Raw genomic sequence first — 15442 nt, 5'->3', positions numbered from 1 at the left:
CGGAATGCGGGATTGCAGTCTGCGGAGTGTCGGATTGTAGAGTTCGCGATGCGGGATTGCAGTCTGCGGAGTGTCGGATTGTAGAGTTCGCGATGCGGAGTGCGGAGTACAGAATACGGAGTGCGGATTTTCTCACTCAGAAGCTACCCTGCGCAGTTCAAGTACCGAGCGTGTGGACCGCCAGTATGGGATCGAGACGTGCGTTCGTTCGGACCGCAGCGGCACTCGTCGGCGGACTGCCATTGGTCGGCAGTGTCGGCGCTGTAGACACCGGATCGGCCATAACCAGCGGAGTGGCCGGTGATGTCGATACCACCACTGCCGCCACCGCACCCAACGCCACTACCACCTCCGACACATCCACCCAACGAACAGCAACCGCCAACCGCCTCCCCACGAACGTCACAACACTCACCGGCAGCGCAAACCGAACCGCACTACGGGCCGCCAGACTCCCCGCCGGTCTCGCACCGCTCGTCTCCGCGTTCGAGCAGCGATTCGACAGCGTCTCGCTCGATGCACTCGAGTCCGCGACCGGCACGGCCGCCGTCGCAGGAACCACCCCGATCGCGGGTTCAGCGACCATCACAGGGTCCGTTTCGACGCGCGCGCTTCGACGTGACCTCTCTCGGAACGGCTTTACCGAACTCGAGTCCCAACGCGATGGGCAATCACAGGAAGCCTCGACTGCGCGCTTCATCGCCGACGAACGCGCCGTTGCCGTCGCACTCACGGAGTCCGCAATCGTTCTCGGCTACGATTCGCGAGTCGATGCGGACGGTTCGCCGGCGAGTGCACCGGCTCTCGCACACGTCGACGCGACACTCGAGCAGTCGACCCGCTCACCCGCCGGCGCGACGCTCCCTGCTAGAACGGCGGCTCACAAACTCGCGAGGAGACTGCCGGGTGATGCAACCGGCGCTGTTGCACTCGACTCGAGTACCAGAGCCCTGCTGACGGGTGCGGTAGCTGACGCCGACGACGCTGTTTCGACTGTCGTCGACGCAGCTGCGGCGCTCGGGGCAGCAGCGCGCGTTCGATCTGCGGCGGAGACGACGCTGACCTACGGTGTCGTCGCACCACCCTCGCGGCTGTCGACCGAGACGGTCGAATCAGCGCTGTCTGTCGACGATCCATCGAGCGGAACGGAAACACCAGCACTCCGAGACGTCAGCGTCGACCGAGATGGCCGATTCGTCCTGGCAACAGCCACTGTCGACACCGAAGCACTCGTCGCTGCACACGCCCGTGCGTTCGAGATCGACGCCGACCGCGACGAGTTGCTGCAGGCGCTCCGATAGCGGCGGAGAATACGTTCGACCAGTCCGCAGGCGCGCCATATGGGCGCGCCACATCTGTCGTCGTCTGCTGACGGTCACGTAACTTAGCTCGGTGGCTCGCTTGCCACATCCTCGATCGCGTGGATCTGCACACCCGACGGTCGCTTGGTGAACTGCCCGAGCGACCGCGCAATGATTCGTTCGACACCGCGGTCGGCCGCCAGGTCGAGAATTTGCTGGCTGAGAATTCCATCGAGGATGATCGTCGTCGGCGTCGTCTCGAGTGCTTCGAGCTCGTCAAAGACATCACTCGCCGACGTTTCCTCGAGTACGTCGTTGTCGTCGTCGAGGAATCGGACGCGGTCTGTGTCCGCGCGGATGATCGCAGTCGCGTGCTCGTAGACGGTTTCGAGGTCGTTCGGATCCGACTCGGCGTCCGGCGCTGATTCGGGCTGTTGGTTTCGTTGTCGTTGCCGTTGTCGGTGTTGCCGTTGTCCTTGTTGTCGGTGTTGACCATCTGCCCCGGAGTGATCTGCGTCTCCCCTCGGTGTCGTTGCATCCGCGGTCTCCGCTGTAGCCGTCGCAGAATCGGTCGAACTCACGTTTGCACTCGCACGTTCGGTCTGGTCGGTCGCTCCAGCAGCCTGTGCAGACTCTGACTCGGCCGATTCGATCTGCGTTCCGCTGCGGGCGAGGCCGGTCTTGGCGTCCGTTCGGGACGGTGCCGGACTCGAGCTACCGTCCGTCGCGGCGACGGCCTCCCGCGGCTCGTTCAGCCCGGAGACAGTGTCGTAGGGGACCTTGTTCCGAAGCGACGCGAACAGCTGGTGGTGGTCGAGTTCCTCGACCGAGGTTCCGGACGGAGCGAACGCGACGTAGTCGATATCGCCGACCTGAGAGAGTTCTTCGAGAATGAGATCACCACCTCGGTCACCGTCGAGAAAGGCCGTGACGGTCCGGTGGTTCGTGAGTTCGGCGACGGCGTCGGGGACGTTCGTCCCCTCGACGGCGATGGCGTTTTTCACGCCGTACTTGAGCAGCGTCAGTACGTCTGAACGCCCCTCGACGACGATGATGGCGTCGCTGTCTGTGACACGCGGGCCGGCCGGCAACCCTTCGTACTCCGTGATATCCTCGACGCGGACGTGCTGGCGGACCTCCGCGAGAATCTCCTCGGAGGACATGACGGAATCGTCAAAGCCAGTCCGCAGGAGTTCCTTCGCACGGTCGACGACTTCCTTTCGCTTGGCCGCTCGAACGTCTTCGATCTCGCGGACCTCGAGTGTCGCGCGACATGGGCCGACGCGAGAGATGGTCTCGAGGGAGGCGGCGAGCGTCGCTGTTTCGACCTTGTCCAGGCTGGTCGCGATGGTGACGCTGCCGTGGGACTGGCCCTGTGTGCTTGCGATTTCGACGTCGATGCGTCCGACTTTTTGTGACTGACGGAGATCGCGCAGATCGAGTTCGTCGCCGAGGAGGCCTTCGGTCTGGCCGAAGATTGCACCGACGACGTCGCTGCGCTCGACGACCCCGTCAGCCGTGACGTCCGCGTGAATGAGGTATTTCGAGGTGTCTTCCATGGGAGATCTGCCCCAGACGGGGCGCGGTGACGCGAGAGTCGCGTGCAGAGACCGGGTTAGTGAAGATTTGGGTCGTGAACGGCAAATAGCTGTTGACATTCGGGGCCGTTGTGGGGTTCGGAGACTGAACGAGTGGCCACGGTGCTGTCTGTCACTGTCAGTGGAGCCGAGAGCAGACAAACCCAATCAGTTGCCGAGCGTTACCGCATCGGCCGGTAGGCTCGCCAGTACCAGTAGGCCGAGACGCCGAAGAGGACGACCAGTCCGCCGAGGAAGAAGAGCAGCCCCGGTGGGACCGTCGCGAGGATGGGGTCTGCTGCCTCTGTAACGCCGTCCGTTACGTTTTCGAAGCCGTCGCCGCCGTCCGTCTGGTATTCCGTATCAAACGAGCCGATGTCGTCGGCTGCGGTTTCGACCTCGTCTTCGGCGGTTGCGTCGTCGGCTTCTACATCGTCTGCATCGTCGACATCGTCAGCAGCGCTTGTGTCGTCTGCATCCGCCTCGTCGTCTGCTTCGGCAGCTCCGAACCCGTCTTCGTCTTCGTCTCCGTTTCCGTCGTCCGCTACATCGTCGCTCTCGTCATCAGCAGTCGTTTCGTCTCCCTCTCCCCCGTCATCTCCGTCGGCTGCTGTGCCATCCTGCTGTGTCCCGTCGTCCGTCCGTGCGTCTCCATCATCTGCTGGCGCTCCGGCACCCCAGGTCTCTGCGCTATCAGGGCCAATCCACTGTGTCAGTCCGTACTGCACGAGCAGGCTCCCGCCGGCGAGTGCACCGATGCCACCGATGAGTCGAGAAAGCGCCGTTTTGAGCTGTGAGCCTGCCGACTCGTCGCTGGTTACGATTAGCGGACCATCGGTCGTCGCGTAGACACTCATCTCGTTGCCACGCGAGGAGTACCAGGTGTCGACGACCTCGACCAGGCCGGCCTCTTCGAGATTCTCCAGATGGTAGCGGACGTTCTGAATCGAGGAATCGATGGCGTCCGCGATGTCGCTCGGGGTACCGGGATCGTCGTCGAGACAGGAGTAAATCTGTCGGGCTGTCGTCGAGGAGAGCGCGCTGAAAACGGCGTCGGCGTCCTCACCTTCGAGGTCGACGACACGTGGTTGCCCGTCCTGGGCGGTGGTCTCGGACCGGCGGGGGAACAGACGGGCCATATCGCTATAGTATCCATTCTCTGGCCGACACATATACTCCTTTTCCTACGTGAAAGAGCCGTTTTAGCTAGTGGAAATCGCACGACTGCACCGCCTTTAGCAGTTGAAGAACAACAGTCTTCGATACCGCATGTCGAAGGAAAGTTATTACTCACGGGCGTGCCGAACACGGCGTATGCGTCACCTGCAACTCGTCGGCTGGCTCGCGGTCGCGGTCGTGCTCTGTACGCTCGCGATTCCGTGGTTCCTCTGGGGCGATTCGAGGACGGTTGCCGGCATTCCACTCTGGCTCTGGTGGCACATTGGCTGGATGGGACTCACCTCGGTCGTCTTCTGGCTCTTCAGCCGACGTGCCTGGGGACTCGGCATTGAACCTGACGGAGCGACACAGGCCGGCAATATGGCCGCAAAAACTGAAACCGACGCCGGAGGTGACCAGCCGTGACGCTGGCACTCCAACTCGGCATCATCGTCGGCTACCTGATTCTGGCACTTGCAATCGGACTCGTTGCCTACCGGCTGGCCGACCGGACAGCAGAGGACTTCTACCTCGCGAGTCGGACCTTTGGCACGATCGTTCTCCTGTTTACCACCTTCGCGACACTGCTCTCGGCGTTTACCTTCTTCGCCGGTCCCAACGTGGCCTACCAGCAAGGCCCCGAATGGGTGCTCGTCATGGGGCTGATGGACGGCATCATCTTCGCGATTCTCTGGTACGTAATCGGCTACAAACAGTGGCTGCTGGGCCAGAACCACGGCTACGTTACGCTCGGCGAGATGCTCGGCGACCGATTCGGTGCGACGTGGTTCCGTGGACTCGTGGCTGGAATCAGTCTCGTCTGGCTCTTTCCCTACGTGATGCTCCAGCAGGTCGGCGCTGGCACCGCGCTCACGGCGCTGACCGAAGGTGCAATCCCCTACTGGGCTGGCGCAGGACTGATTACGGCGTTTATGATCCTCTACGTCGTCCTCGCCGGCATGCGCGGTATCGCCTGGACAGACACTCTCCAGGGTGCGTTCATGCTCGTCGTGACCTGGGTCGCGATGCTCTGGCTGCTCGCCGTCGTCGGCGGACCGACGAGCGCAACTGCAGCACTGGAGGCGGAGGCTGCACAACATCTCGCACTCGGCAGCGACCACTACACACCCCAGTGGATGCTCTCGACCGCGATCACGATCGGCTTCGGCGTCGCGATGTTCCCACAGGTGAACCAGCGCTTCTTCGCCGCCGGCTCTCGAACCGTCCTCAAGCGGTCGTTTGCCCTCTGGCCCATCCTCTGTGTCCTCCTGTTCGTTCCCTCGTTCCTGATCGGCGCGTGGGCACGCGGCCTCGATGTGACGATTCCAGAGGGCGGGAACGTCCTCCCCGTCGTCCTCGCCGAGTACACGCCCGTCTGGTTCGCCGCACTCGTCATTGCCGGCGCGATGGCCGCAATGATGTCCTCCTCAGACTCGATGCTGCTCTCCGGTTCGTCGTACTTTACGCGAGACCTCTACCGACCGGTACTCGAGTACCGGTCCGATATCCAGTCGATTTCAGCACAGCGCGAGGACTTCGTCGCGCGAGTCGGCGTGGTTATCTTCGCGACGGCGTCGTTCCTGGCGAGTCTGGTGAATCCGGCGACGTTGTTCGAGCTTGGTGAGGCGGCCTTCAGCGGGTTCGCACAGCTTGCGCTGCCGGTCATCGTGGCGCTCTACTGGCGACGGACGACCCGTGCGGGAATGACGGCTGGGATTCTGGCGAGCCAGGCGTTTTACCTCGCGAGCCTGTTCACGGTGGTTGTGCCGAGTGCCTACGCGGGATGGACGGCGGGAATGGTTGGGATGGTGCTCGGACTCGTCGTTACGGTCGGGGTGTCGCTGGTGACGACGCCGGCTGCGGACGAGCAGCGAGCGCTGTACTTCGATGGGTTGCGCGCGGATTGAGCCGTGCTGAGCGTCGTGGATTTGTACGGGTTGAGCGTCGATGTGTGTCTGAATCGAACGCAGCGAGCGTTCTCCCGAGGCCCTCGACGGTCAGCAGCTCGCAGAACGACACACCGAAAGGTCCCCTCGTTCTACCACGTCCCAATGCCAACCGATCTTCCCTCCTCGCTCACCGACGAGTGGCAGCTACTCGGTACCCGATCCGGAAGTACGAGCGTACTCGTCGCCTCGATCACCGCCGAGACGACGCTGTACGAACCCGTCGACGAACCGGCGACCGCTGCGATCGGCGCGGGCGACATCCCCGTTCGATCGCTCTTTGCTGTCGATCTCTCTATCTCACCATCACTGTCGACTATCGGTATCACTCCTGATGCCGCCCTCTCGAAGGCCGCGCCGAAGGCCAAGTCCCAGTTCGTCGACACCGTCGCCGACGACGGGCTCACCGTCGAGGAAACGCGGGACGTACTCGAGTTCGAAGGACCGAACGGCGCTGCCGGAAAGTGGTACGTGCTCGACACGAGCTACGCGGTCGAGCCGGACCGAACGCCCGACGACGTCGACCGAATCGCCGCCGAAGCGAACGTCGCCGTCTGGCCGACCGCCGAGAGTTACGGGGTCGCTGGTGGCGTGTTGCCACTCGAGTCTGTCGCGGATCGGGCGGACGATTCTGTCGACGGACTCGTCCTCGACGTGAACCCGGAGCGCGACCGCGAGACGATCACAACGCTGATTCAGACGGTTGATCTCGACGGTGCGGATGCAACCGAGACTGACGCCGTGCCCGGAGACGAGGTGCCCGACGAAGCAACAGCGCCAGACGGGCCGAGCGACGCGGACGCCTGACCGCCCCGATCCAATACTGTTAGGGGCTGACCGGTCCAAGTCGGGGCTATGCAAACGCACATCGTTCCGGTCGGCTTCGACTACGACCGGCTGATCGCCCCGCTCGTACGCGATCAGATCGACGTCGATAGCGTCATTCTGCTAGAGGGCGCGGTGGGCAGCGAGGCAAACGTCGAGTACTCTCGGCATCTCTCGGAGAAACTCGAAACCGACTTCCGGAGCCTGCTCGGGGCCGAAACCGAGCGCTTCGTTCTCGAAGACGTCTACGACTACGACGAGGCGTTCGAGCAGGCCTACGACCTCATCACCGCCGAACTCGACGCCGGCAATGAGGTCTGGGTCAACGTTGCCGCGATGCCCCGCACCGTGAGTTTCGCGTTCGCGACCGCTGCGAACTCGCTGATGGTCGAACGCGAGGACGAACGCGAGCAGATCCACACCTACTACACGGCCCCCGAGAAGTACTTAGAGACCGAACTAGCGGAGGAACTCCGCGAGCAGAGTCGGCTCCTCGAGGAACTCAAGAACGGCTCCATCGAAGACGACCAGATCGACGACCGTCTCGAGAGCGCCCGCAACCTCCTCTCGGAGTTCGACGAGCGCGGCACCACCATCGGCGCGAAGGAAATCGACGGCGCACACATCGTCGAGCTTCCTGTAACCTCGTTCTCGAACGTCAAGCCGTTCGAGGAGCTGATCCTCTACAAACTCGGTGAGGACGGCGAGTTCGACTCGGTCTCGGAACTCGCGGAGTCACTCGCCCGCGAACTGAACGAAGAGTACACCGACAGCTTCCGCTCGAAGGTCATCTACAACGTCGACCGGCTGGGGCCGGGCGGGAAGGGGTACATCGAGCGCGAGGAACACGGCAAGTCCTACCGAACGCGGCTCTCCAGAATCGGCGAGTTGTGGGTCCGTGCACACTCCGATTCCGAGTCAGTGTAGGTCTCAATGTGTTGTCACGCACTTGCGGCCGGTCTCCTATCCAGCGGTCGAACCTGGCGGTCCAAATACACGTCACACTCATACCGACGCTAGCAGAGATGGACAGGCATACCAATTCGGCCGAACTAGTTGGATGTGAGACGAGTCGGTTTCCTCGCATGATGCAGACAGTACGTTGAGATGGGAAGAAAGCTGGAGACGACATACTGAAGACCGACGTTCGAAGGACAAGACGCGAAACACCTAACAAGACTGCCGTCAAAACGGGTTGTATATGACCGATTCCGTCGCGGTCGCAATCGCAGTCGTGGCCCGTCAGTTCAACGGCCCGCGCGAGACGGTGTTTGTAGGGGCCCCGTAGCCCCCCTATCACCCACCCTGTTTCGACGGATGTATTGTTGGCGACCAGCATTCACCGAGCAACGACCGGTATCACCGATGGATTACAGTCACTGCCGTACCACCCTGACGACGTATCGACGACGCCCGATTCGGGCGGTGAGAGCATGAGCATGGACGACCCAGCACAGGCTGACGAGACGGCTCACCACGAGCCCACACTCGAGAGCAACTACGAGCCCGAAGCCGTCGAGTCCCACTGGCAGGACCGGTGGGTCGACGAGGAGATCTACGCCTACGAGAGCGACCCGAAGCGAGACCCGAATACGGTCTACGCCATCGACACGCCGCCGCCGACGGTGTCGGGCAGTCTGCATATGGGCCACCTCTACGGCTCGACGCTACAGGACTTCGCTGCGCGTTTCCAGCGGATGGCAGACGGCGAGGTGTTGTTCCCGTTTGGCTACGACGACAACGGGATCGCCTCCGAGCGCCTGACCGAGACGGAACTCGACATCCGCCACCAGGACTACGAACGCCGCGAGTTTCAGGAGCTCTGCCGCGAGGTCTGTGCGGAGTATGAAGCCGAGTTCACCGACAAGATGCAGGATCTTGGCACCTCGGTCGACTGGAATAATACCTACAAGACGATCGAGCCTCGCGTCCAGCGCATCTCCCAGCTCTCCTTCCTCGACCTCTACGAAAAGGGTCGTGAGTACCGCAAGAAAGCGCCTGCAATCTGGTGCCCAGAGTGTGAGACCGCAATCTCGCAGGTCGAGATGGAGGACGACGAGCGCGGCTCGCACTTCAACGATATCGCGTTCGAGTTGACCTCGGACGGCACGGACCGCGAGGAGTTCGTCATCTCCACGACCCGACCCGAACTCATTCCAGCCTGTGTCTCCGTCTTCGTCCACCCCGACGACGAGGCCAACCAGGATCTGATTGGCGAGACAGCCAAGATACCGATCTTCGGCCACGAGGTGCCGATCATCGCCGACGAGCGCGTCGACATGGAGAAAGGCAGCGGCGTCGTGATGTGCTGTACCTTTGGTGACCAGAACGACATCGAATGGTACCAGGCCCACGATCTGCCACTTCGCGTCGCCATCGACGAGTCCGCGACGATGACCGACCTCGCTGGCGACTACGAGGGAATGTCCACCGAGGAGGCCCGCGAGGCTATCGTCGAGGATCTGGACGACGAGGGCTCCCTCCGGGACCGCTGGGAGATCACCCACGCCGTCGGCGTCCACGAACGCTGTGACACCCCCGTCGAGTACCGCGTCTCCAAGCAGTGGTACGTCGAAATCCTCGATCACAAGGAGGAGTACCTCGAGGCCGGCCGAGAGATGGACTGGTACCCCGAAAAGATGTTCACCCGCTACAAGCACTGGATCGAGGGTCTGGAGTGGGACTGGCTCATCTCGCGCCAGCGCGACTCGGGGATTCCGTTCCCGGTCTGGTACTGCGAGGAGTGTGACCATCCGATCATGGCCGAGAAAGAGGACCTGCCGGTCGACCCCCTCTCGGACGAGCCGCCAGTCGACGCCTGTCCAGAGTGTGGCCACGACGAGTTCGAGCCCGAAGAGGACGTCTTCGACACGTGGGCGACCTCATCGCTGACGCCCCTCATCAATGCGGGCTGGGACTGGGATGCAGAGAGCGAGGAGTTCGCGATGGACAAGCCGGAGTTGTATCCCTTCGACCTGCGCCCACAGGGCCACGACATCATCTCGTTCTGGCTGTTCCACACCGTCGTCAAGTGTTACGAACACACCGGCGAGGTGCCCTTCGACGCGACGATGATCAACGGCCACGTCCTGGACGAGAACCGCGAGAAGATGTCCAAGTCCAAGGGCAACATCGTCGCCCCCGACGAGGTGCTCGCGGAGTACCCAGTAGACGCCGTTCGCTTCTGGGCCGCAAGCGCCGCCGTCGGCGACGACTTCCCGTACCAGGAGAAGGATCTCCGCGCCGGCGAGAAGCTCCTGCGCAAGCTCTGGAACGCCTCGAAGCTCGTCGACACCCTCGCTCCCGCAGACCCCGAGGAACCGGACGAACTCGAGCCCATCGACCGCTGGCTCCTCGCCGAACTCGACGACGCCGTCGCAGAACTCACCACGCAGTTCGAGGAGTACGAGTTCGCCAAGGCCCGCGACCGCCTGCGAACGTTCTTCTGGAACACCTTCTGTGACGACTACTTAGAAATCGCGAAGGGCCGCGAGGACAACCCCTCGACGCAGTACGCACTGCGGACGGCTCACCGGACCTTCCTCGAGTTGTGGGCACCGTTCCTCCCGCACGTGACGGAGGAAATCTGGCAGGCTGTGTACGCGGACAGCAACGCTGGACTCAACGACGCGAGCATCCACACCCGCGACTGGCCCACCCCACAGGGCTACGAGGCCGACCTCGCAGCCGGCGAAACCGCACTCGAGGTCATCGGCGCGCTCCGACGCTACAAGAGCGAGAATCAGCTCCCGCTCAACGCCGACCTCGAGTCGGTCGCCGTCTACGGCCCGATCGAGGGCTTCGAGGACGCCATCCAGAACGTGATGCACGTCCAGGAGCTCACCGTGCTCGAGTCGGAGCCAGAGGTCACCACCGAAATCACCTCGATTGATCTCGACTACTCCACGCTCGGGCCGAAATTCGGCTCCAAAGTCGGCGATATCGACGCCGGCATCGAAAGCGGCGAGTACGAACTCGAAGAGGACGACGGCACCGCCACCGCGCTCCACGTCGCCGACGAGGAACTCGAGTCCGACCTGTTCGAGATTGAACGCGAACGCACCTACTCCGGCGCGGGTGAAATGATCGAGACGGAGTCGGCAGTCGTCGTACTCGAGTAACTGACTCGAACGAGCGGTGATCGCACTCGAGTCGGTGGGCGAACTGATTCGAATTTTTGTCGTATTCTGATCGAATGTGATCTGACCTGGCCTGCGCTGTCCTCCGCTGCTCTCGTCTCTCGGTTCTACATTTTGCGCGCAACAGCGACATCCTCTTCGTCCCACGTTGCTGTCGCAGTCACTCGACTGCCGTCGACGTCGACTGACTGGTCCGTCCCGGAGGCACCGAGCACGTCCGCGAGCGCGGTCTCGTCTGGATCGTCGATAACCGCTGCGAAGTTGCCCGTGGATGTCTCCTCATCCTCGATAGTAAGTGACGAGACGATGGTTTCGGCACCCTCGAGTTCCGGGTATGCGAAGTCGACGAGCCGGTCACCGTCGTCTGCAGCGGCCGCCGAACCCGCGGGAGCACCCAACTGGCCGATGACGACATCGCCCCCGCCGGCAGTCTCGAGCGCCCACGCGAACGACTCGGAGTCATCGACTGCCCGATCAGCGGTCCCTCTTGCAGCGCCGATCATCGACTCGAGTACGGCCAGCGCATCGACCGCCTCGTCGTCGACGACGACGAGCGCATCGTCACCGACGGCGATCGCCGTCCCCGCTGCGTCTTCGACGGGTGTGTACACCTCGTAGCCGTCGATCTCGTCGGTTTGCTCGAGTTGTCTGATGAACTCGGCCGCCGGCTCGGCGGTGAGGCGCTCGTCGATCTCCGCGGGGTCGATATCACCGAGCACGACGTACGTATCGGGCGTCTGCAGCAGTTCCGAGACTGTCGAGTCGAACATCTCGCCGTCGTCGAGGAGTCGTCCGAGCCCAAACTGCGCGAGGTCGAGCCCGACGAAGAGATACGCCGACAGCGCCCCCTCCGAGACCGGTGCGATCATCGGGTCCGCCTCAAACTCTGCGGGGACGTCGTCGTCCGGCTGTGCGTCCTCGAGTTCATCGCTGGCGTACTCGTTGAGTGTCACCCAGTCGACGGCGACGAACTCGAGTTCGCGTGGGTCGTCTGGGAGCCAGTAGCTGTACGCTGGGCCGTCATCGGTCGCGGTCTCGCCATCGTCTTCGTCTGTGTCGTCCGCACCGACCTCGTCATCGTCCTGTGCAGCAGCTGACCCACCGAGGAGCCCAAGGGTCGCAAGCGTCGCCGTTGCACCGGTGTACTCGAGTACGGTTCGGCGGGTCGGCCAGTTCGGCAGGTCTCGCCAGTTCGAGTGGGGCGGCCGATCTGGTGGGTTCGGGGCCATGGGACGCACGTACACGGCCGGCTTCGAAATAAGACGACCCTACGGTCACCGCGCGCAGACTGTCACTCCGGCCAGCAGCCGAAATTGCAGTAGCTGACGAGCGTCGGACAGCACTCGAGATTACAGTAGCTGACGAGCGGCGGCCAGTAGCCGAGATTGCAGAAACTGGCGAACAGGGTCGGTCCGAATCGCGACGGCGTGCAGCGTCAGATGTCACGCCGGACGAAGAGCGCCACCGCAAGCACGACCAGCCCAAGAAACGCAACAAGTAAAACGCCGGCGTCGAGGAGTGCGTATTCCTCGTGGACGAGAATTGCCGTCTGGTCGTAGTATCGGGACGGTGCGACGGCACCGATCCACTCGTAGTCCGGATCGAGACTCGAGACGCCCTCGACCAGCCACAGGACGATGACGGCACCCAGGGCCGCCGCTCGCGCACTTCGGACGCGGTCGATCCCGACGGAGAAGACGAGGCCGATTCCGGCACAGACGAGCAGATACGGAACGGAGAGGAGATGGACCATCGCGAGTGCGACAGGATTGAACGACTCCCCGATAGCGAGTGCGCTGACGTAGACGATGAGTGCGACCCCGACGTTCAGTGCAACTAGCGGAACCCAGAGCGCCCCGAGCTTCTGGAGGACGACCGATTCGCGCGAGACCGGATTCGAGAGGATGAGATCCATCGACCGGTCCTGAATATCGCCCGCGATCAGACCGGCGCTGACGTACGCGAAGTAGATGCCGACGAGCAGAATCCAGAAGAACGAGTAGATCTCCGCCGCGATGAAGCCCTCGATCGTATGTAGTTCTTCGATCCCAAACAGTTCGAACATGAACCCGGGGAACGCCTCTTCGAAGACGTCCATCTCTTCCTGGACTCCAGGGAACATCGAGAAGTAGAGCGCCGATAACACCGCGAAGACGGCAAGCAAGATAACTGACCCACGAACCCGATTTCTGGATTCGATGCGGAGGATGGCCGTCATGGTCGCCCCCTCAGAGATCCCTCCGGACGAAATAGGCAGTCGCGAGACTCAACAGGGCGAGAAACCCGACGAGGAGAAGTCCGGCGTCGAGGAGCGCGTACTCCTCGTGGACGAGGATCGCCGTCGGATCGTAGTACCGACTCGGCGTCACGGTACCGACCCACTCGAAATCGGGATTCAGCTGTGCGAGGCCGTCGACGAGCCAGAGAACGAACACCAGCCCCAGCGCGGCGGCCTGGGCGGTTTCGACCCGATCGAGGACGACGGAGAAGACGATCCCGATTCCGGCACAGACGAGCAGGTACGGGACGCCGAGCACGTGGACCATCGCGAGCGCGATGAGGTTGACCGACTCCCCGAGAAGAGACACACCGAGCAGGAGCGTGCCGAGCAAGGCGAGCGACAGCGCGACCAGTGGAACCCACAGCGCAGCGATCTTCTGGAGGACGACCGATTCACGAGAGACGGCACTCGAGAGGGTGAGATCCATGCGTCGCGTTCGAACGTCTCTCGAGATCATGCCGGCGCTGACGTAGGCGAAGTAGATTCCAGCGAGGAGCACCCAGACGAACGGGAAGATGTACCCGCCGAGAAAGCCCTCGATCGTGTGGAGTTCTTCGACGCCGAGCAGGGCCAGTATGTACTCCGGGTACACCTCCTCGAACAGCGCTGCTTCGTCCTGGATACTCGGGAAGACGACGAGAAAGAACACCGACAGAACGACGAGTAGGCCGGTCAGCAACAGTGTCCCGCGCAGCAGCCGCTCCGACTCGGTGCGCAAGATTGCGGTCATCCGGTCTCCTGGGAGTCGGTCCCGTAGTAGTGTTTGAACACCTCGTCCAGCTGTGGATCGCCGATATCGATGTCTGTCACGTCGTATTGCACGAGGTGCTCGAGTAGTTCGATCGCCTCACCCGTATAGGTAAATCGAGCCGTTCGGTCGACGAGTTCGACGTCGATCATCTCCGCGGTGACGAACTGGTCCGGATCGACCGGTCCCGCGAGCTGCACTCGGACGTCCTTCCCGCCTCGTTCGAGTAACTCCTCGATGGTCTCGAGTGCAACTAGCTCACCGTCGCGGATGATCCCCACACGGTCACAGATGCGCTGGACTTCGCTGAGAACGTGTGAGGAGAAGAAGATGGTCGTTCCAGCGTCGCGTTCGTCCTCGAGAAAGAGGTGTAACCGATCCTGCTTGAGCGGGTCCAGACCTGACGTCGGTTCGTCCATGATCACGAGATCGGGGTCGTGCATGAACGCCTGGACGATGCCGAGCATCCGGCGATTCCCGTGTGAGTAGGTTTCGACCGGCTTGTCGAGCGGCGGTCGAAACAGTTCAAGCAGTTCATCCCGCCGCTCGTCTCCCCGCAGTCGGGCGAAGTACTCGAGTACCTCGCGGCCGGTTAGCCGTTCTTCGAACCCGAGTGTGTCCGGGAGGTAGCCGACGTTGGCTTTCGCTCGAGTGAGCGCTCGTCGGTGGCGAATATCTGCACCGAGCACGGTTGCGGTGCCGGCGGTCGGCTTGAGCAGGCCGAGGAGGAGCCGGATCGTCGTCGTCTTCCCTGCGCCGTTCGGTCCGAGGTAGCCGAATATCTCGCCGGGTTCGACGGCGAAGCTGACTGCGTCGTTGGCCATGACGTCACCGTACTGCTTGGTGAGGCCGTCCAACCTGATCGTGGCTGTGTCAGCAGTGGGTTCGGTCTCGTGTGCCGCAGTCTGGCTAGACATGATTGGTCCTCTCAGGATGTGACGCGATTGAATACCACGACGTGCTATGCTACGCGATTCGACACCGTCACTGAGCATAAACTCCTGTCTCCGCTGCTACGCAATGTTCAACTTTCCAATGGGACTGCGTGTTGGACGGACCGTGCCGTCTACGTAGCCGTTCAATCACCGTGTCAGTCACCGTCGTCAGCCACTATCGACAGTCACCGTCGACAATCGTCGTTCAGTCGCATAGCGGCCGTCAGTGAGCGAACAACAACTACGAAGATGGTGGTCAAACGATCATTTCAGTTAGGAACACTGTTTTGTCATCGAATTCCGTCAGTGATTGCATGGACGAACTCGATCGACGCCACCTGCTCGGTCTCAGTGCGGCGGGCCTCGGGGCCGTTGTCGGCTGTCTGGACACCGACCCGGGGGCACCAGCAGAGAACGGCTCGGACGAGCCAGGCGGGAACGGCAGCGAAGACGGAGGTGGGAATGGAGACGAAGACAGGAACGGAACCGAAACCGGAACGGACCAACACCTGTCTCTTATACACATCTCTGA

Annotated in this window: 12 protein-coding genes and 1 pseudogene; 7 read left to right on the top strand and 6 right to left on the bottom strand. The window is 62.4% G+C overall.

The features are described 5' to 3' along the window. Positions 1 to 185 precede the first annotated feature (185 nt). Entirely contained in the window at positions 186 to 1301 is a 1116-nt protein-coding gene (locus tag C482_RS07230; RefSeq protein ID WP_006166874.1) for a hypothetical protein, read from the top strand. A gap of 83 nt (positions 1302 to 1384) precedes the next feature. On the opposite strand, the gene dnaG is transcribed toward C482_RS07230, so the two are convergent. Together dnaG and C482_RS07220 are read right to left on the bottom strand one after the other, a co-directional pair. Beyond that, on the bottom strand, positions 1385 to 2860 hold the full coding sequence (gene dnaG / locus C482_RS07225) for a DNA primase DnaG (RefSeq protein ID WP_006166873.1): 1476 nt from the start codon (positions 2858 to 2860) through the stop codon (positions 1385 to 1387). A 200-nt stretch (positions 2861 to 3060) separates the two neighbouring features. Then, entirely contained in the window at positions 3061 to 4017 is a 957-nt protein-coding gene (locus C482_RS07220) for an ArsR/SmtB family transcription factor (protein WP_006166872.1), read from the bottom strand. 175 nt (positions 4018 to 4192) lie between these two features. On the opposite strand from C482_RS07220, the gene C482_RS07215 reads away from it, so the two are divergent. The 5 genes from C482_RS07215 (at position 4193) to C482_RS07195 (ending at position 10928) form a co-directional block, all read left to right on the top strand. Then, entirely contained in the window at positions 4193 to 4462 is a 270-nt protein-coding gene (locus tag C482_RS07215; RefSeq protein ID WP_006166871.1) for a DUF3311 domain-containing protein, read from the top strand. Beyond that, on the top strand, positions 4459 to 5943 hold the full coding sequence (locus C482_RS07210) for a sodium:solute symporter family protein (RefSeq protein WP_006166870.1): 1485 nt from the start codon (positions 4459 to 4461) through the stop codon (positions 5941 to 5943). The genes C482_RS07215 and C482_RS07210 overlap by 4 nt, the downstream gene beginning before the upstream one ends. Before the next feature lie 144 nt (positions 5944 to 6087). Beyond that, a complete protein-coding gene (locus C482_RS07205; RefSeq protein WP_006166869.1) occupies positions 6088 to 6789 on the top strand; it encodes a hypothetical protein in 702 nt (233 codons plus the stop codon). A gap of 48 nt (positions 6790 to 6837) precedes the next feature. Beyond that, on the top strand, positions 6838 to 7734 hold the full coding sequence (locus C482_RS07200) for an HFX_2341 family transcriptional regulator (protein ID WP_006166868.1): 897 nt from the start codon (positions 6838 to 6840) through the stop codon (positions 7732 to 7734). A gap of 395 nt (positions 7735 to 8129) precedes the next feature. Continuing rightward, positions 8130 to 10928: a valine--tRNA ligase gene (locus C482_RS07195; RefSeq protein ID WP_049896549.1), complete on the top strand. Its 2799-nt coding sequence runs from the start codon at positions 8130 to 8132 to the stop codon at positions 10926 to 10928. A gap of 125 nt (positions 10929 to 11053) precedes the next feature. On the opposite strand, the gene C482_RS07190 is transcribed toward C482_RS07195, so the two are convergent. The 4 genes from C482_RS07190 to C482_RS07175 form a co-directional block, all read right to left on the bottom strand. Then, positions 11054 to 12175 carry a hypothetical protein gene (locus C482_RS07190; RefSeq protein WP_006166866.1) on the bottom strand — a complete coding sequence of 374 codons (1122 nt, stop codon included), beginning with the start codon at positions 12173 to 12175 and terminating at the stop codon, positions 11054 to 11056. Between the two features lie 206 nt (positions 12176 to 12381). Further along, on the bottom strand, positions 12382 to 13164 hold the full coding sequence (locus C482_RS07185; RefSeq protein ID WP_006166865.1) for an ABC transporter permease subunit: 783 nt from the start codon (positions 13162 to 13164) through the stop codon (positions 12382 to 12384). A 10-nt stretch (positions 13165 to 13174) separates the two neighbouring features. Beyond that, complete coding sequence (locus C482_RS07180) at positions 13175 to 13957, bottom strand: ABC transporter permease subunit (RefSeq protein WP_006166864.1); 783 nt, start codon at positions 13955 to 13957, stop codon at positions 13175 to 13177. Next, entirely contained in the window at positions 13954 to 14892 is a 939-nt protein-coding gene (locus C482_RS07175) for an ABC transporter ATP-binding protein (protein WP_006166863.1), read from the bottom strand. The genes C482_RS07180 and C482_RS07175 overlap by 4 nt, the downstream gene beginning before the upstream one ends. A gap of 332 nt (positions 14893 to 15224) precedes the next feature. On the opposite strand from C482_RS07175, the pseudogene C482_RS07170 reads away from it, so the two are divergent. Then, positions 15225 to 15442 (top strand): annotated as a pseudogene (locus C482_RS07170) (hypothetical protein); the annotation flags it as partial.

Origin of the sequence: Natrialba chahannaoensis JCM 10990, assembly GCF_000337135.1 — an archaeon.
Taxonomy (GTDB): Archaea; Halobacteriota; Halobacteria; order Halobacteriales; family Natrialbaceae; genus Natrialba; species Natrialba chahannaoensis.
Note: the sequence above shows the minus strand (reverse complement) of the source record. Positions and strands in the feature narration are given on the sequence as shown.

Excerpts from the sequence above, each read along its gene's own strand:
- C482_RS07180 (WP_006166864.1), bottom strand. The coding sequence starts at position 13,957 with ATGACCGCAATCTTGCGCACCGAGTCGGAGCGGCTGCTGCGCGGGACA.
- C482_RS07215 (WP_006166871.1), top strand. The coding sequence starts at position 4,193 with ATGCGTCACCTGCAACTCGTCGGCTGGCTCGCGGTCGCGGTCGTGCTC.
- C482_RS07185 (WP_006166865.1), bottom strand. The coding sequence starts at position 13,164 with ATGACGGCCATCCTCCGCATCGAATCCAGAAATCGGGTTCGTGGGTCA.
- C482_RS07230 (WP_006166874.1), top strand. The coding sequence starts at position 186 with ATGGGATCGAGACGTGCGTTCGTTCGGACCGCAGCGGCACTCGTCGGC.
- C482_RS07205 (WP_006166869.1), top strand. The coding sequence starts at position 6,088 with ATGCCAACCGATCTTCCCTCCTCGCTCACCGACGAGTGGCAGCTACTC.
- dnaG (WP_006166873.1), bottom strand. The coding sequence starts at position 2,860 with ATGGAAGACACCTCGAAATACCTCATTCACGCGGACGTCACGGCTGAC.
- C482_RS07220 (WP_006166872.1), bottom strand. The coding sequence starts at position 4,017 with ATGGCCCGTCTGTTCCCCCGCCGGTCCGAGACCACCGCCCAGGACGGG.
- C482_RS07190 (WP_006166866.1), bottom strand. The coding sequence starts at position 12,175 with ATGGCCCCGAACCCACCAGATCGGCCGCCCCACTCGAACTGGCGAGAC.
- C482_RS07175 (WP_006166863.1), bottom strand. The coding sequence starts at position 14,892 with ATGTCTAGCCAGACTGCGGCACACGAGACCGAACCCACTGCTGACACA.
- C482_RS07200 (WP_006166868.1), top strand. The coding sequence starts at position 6,838 with ATGCAAACGCACATCGTTCCGGTCGGCTTCGACTACGACCGGCTGATC.